Source organism: Endozoicomonas sp. ALE010 (assembly GCF_049310165.1).
Taxonomy (GTDB): Bacteria; Pseudomonadota; Gammaproteobacteria; order Pseudomonadales; family Endozoicomonadaceae; genus Endozoicomonas.
The window spans coordinates 1-2,511 of the sequence record NZ_JBLYNV010000162.1 but is presented as its reverse complement, the minus strand read 5'-3'; the positions used below and the strand labels follow the sequence as shown (position 1 = coordinate 2,511).

The 2,511-nt window shown below is 43.3% G+C and carries 3 protein-coding genes; all 3 read right to left on the bottom strand.

Annotation, left to right across the window (positions count from 1 at the left end):
* Window positions 1-314 precede the first annotated feature (314 nt).
* Window positions 315-887 carry a hypothetical protein gene (locus ACO6UY_RS24405; RefSeq protein ID WP_422491639.1) on the bottom strand — a complete coding sequence of 191 codons (573 nt, stop codon included), beginning with the start codon at window positions 885-887 and terminating at the stop codon, window positions 315-317.
* A gap of 18 nt (window positions 888-905) precedes the next feature.
* On the bottom strand, window positions 906-1,790 hold the full coding sequence (locus ACO6UY_RS24400; RefSeq protein ID WP_422464037.1) for a PoNe immunity protein domain-containing protein: 885 nt from the start codon (window positions 1,788-1,790) through the stop codon (window positions 906-908).
* Window positions 1,787-2,511, bottom strand: a 725-nt coding sequence (locus ACO6UY_RS24395; protein WP_422491638.1) for a hypothetical protein, incomplete at its 5' end; no start/stop codon positions are given. The genes ACO6UY_RS24400 and ACO6UY_RS24395, both read right to left, overlap by 4 nt.

Sequence of the window (2,511 nt, the reverse complement as noted above, 5' to 3'; positions counted from 1 at the left end):
AGGTCATTGCCTGTAGCGATCGAAGCATTGCCGCTACTACTGGTGATATTGGCGGCAGTGGCGGCAAAGTCTCTGCCTGCTGTGATTTCTACATCGCTGGCAAATTATTGGGTGTCTTTGATTTTGTCTGGGCCTGACTGCAGGTTATGCCCTGAATGATGAGCTGAACGTGGTTGCGAATATTGATCGCATTGAAGGCGAAGAAGACGCTGAAATCACTACCTATGTTTATGGGCTCGGTGTTCAGTACAACTTTTGATTAGGTGAATTCCTCAAAGCCCTTGCACATGAGCCTGGGCTTTGAGGTTGGCCTTTCAGAACATATCCTGCCAGTTACAGAGTTCCGCCTGGTTCAATGCCAGCTTATCTGAATGAGTGGATGTCTTGTTTTCACTGATGTTCGTTATATTAACGGAGCACTCCACACTGCCGGTTTTAAAATAAGCTTCATAATCCTGCCCGCTTTCTGGTGTGAAGTTAGCCATTACGGAACAACTTTGAAGATGCTCGTTCAGAATATAGTGAAGAGCTATAGGCTTGTCGCCATCAATTGCCAGCTCTGTCCATACTGCACCGGCCGGAAATTGCTTATCCGGGAACTTGCCATCGGGCAAGTCCAGCTCCTTCCAGTTCAAATCAGCAAAGCCATTGTAATAAGCGGTCATGACACCAGAACCGGGTAAGGCGTAGTCAATACACTCACTGTTTGGCACACCGCGAACCATGCCCTTATCGCTGATGATGCGAATTCTGGCCTGTTGTTCAGAGGTGGACTCCGCAAACGATGTTGAGAAAGATTTTATCGTTTTGATATTGCCACAGCCTGTGAGAAGCAAGGTGGCAAAAAGGATGAAGGCGATTTTTGATTTTATCATGTTGACTGCCATGGCTTCAGTTTTCAATCACTACTTACTGTTAAAGAAACGCGATAACCAGTGACTCTTTTTATGAGCACTATTATCTTCTTGCCTTACTTTATGGGTTGTTGGCCCATTAGGCCTGAGTAAGTCGCCAGGATAATGCTCATGACCGAGGCAAAGGCTGTCATCAATATTAAATGCTTTTGCGACAGCTGCGGCTTCAATACACCATCGGCCAAAATAAGCACCACCTTCGAAATTTTCATCGCCAAACCTGTACCAATACGGATGGCTATGACGTGGCAATGGCTTTTTTTTGCTTGAGTGGCCAATGGTTCGGAGCTCTGAGTACCAATTCTTGACGAACTCATACAGTTTGTGAGTTTGTTTGCTTTTATCAGCACAGTTTACTGCTTCATAAAGGTGTCTGTAGGGTTTATCAAAACAAAGTTGATCTCCTATTTTTCGAGTTGGTGAACGCTTGGCTATGACCAAATCAAGTAATGCATCTTTACCTTCATTCCCAACCAGGTTTATAAGCCTAAACCACTCTGCGTCGGGAAGTTCTAGCAAAATAGCCAGCCCGACTAACCAAAAACAAACAATATAATGATCAAAGTTTACTTCCCAGGAGTGGCGAGAAACCTGTTGAGTTTTACTCCACACTTCTTTACCCATTAGCTCTGATTTTTCCCAATAGTCTATGATTGGTACCAATAGTTCCCTTAATTCAGCAATGTCGTCTCCTCGAGAATAACGCTGAAATAGGTTTTCTCTATATTCGTTTGCTATTTCGTAAATGAACTGAGGCCGGTAATTTGGTTGACCCGGATTCTGTTCTAATTGTTTCACCATTTTTTCAATGGTCTGGTCTTCAAACTGAATCCATGTATCCCAGTAATCTTTGTCGCCTAATGCATCGCGAATCATGGTGTTACTCCAGAGAAGTTATCTAGAGTTGATAAAATAGTGGATGACTTATTATCAATACCCATATTTTTTGCATTCTTATTCAATACTTCAACATGTGAAGTTCCGTCAGGAAAGGTCCTTACAACCCACTTCTCTACACGCCCGGAATCCATTGCTATACGTATATCGCTAGCCATCTGCCTATTGCCGTTAACCGATTCAAGCACTCTATTATATCCAGTGTTTTCACCGTTTAACCAACTATCACTCATCTGCTTGCCGTCATTTGTTTTCTTGAGCTTGGCAGTGTTGAATTTATATTCAATTATCACAAAATCAACGTCTGTACGTTTAACCTGGTATAAATCATCTATTCCAGTCTCACCTATTCCAGGGCTACGCCCAACTTTTCTACCATCTGGCACAATTTTCTTCACAGTGCCTTCACCGAAGAGTTCTCCCATCACGCCTTTTTGTTGATTGCTTAGCTTGCTCATATCTAGTAGAGGTTCACCAGAATAACTAAGCTTACCACCAGAATTAACTAGGGCTTTGTCGGCGACTTTTTGTGCATACTCTTGAATGTTAACAATCTCGGCAGTTTTTCCTTTTACCTTCTTTGCAGTTTCCTCCATTAACTCCAGCGATTTCTTACCAACATCCACTCCAACCTTGGCAAGTTTCACACCGCCTTTCGCAACACCTCCAACGCCAGTAACAACGGAACCGACAGTCCAGA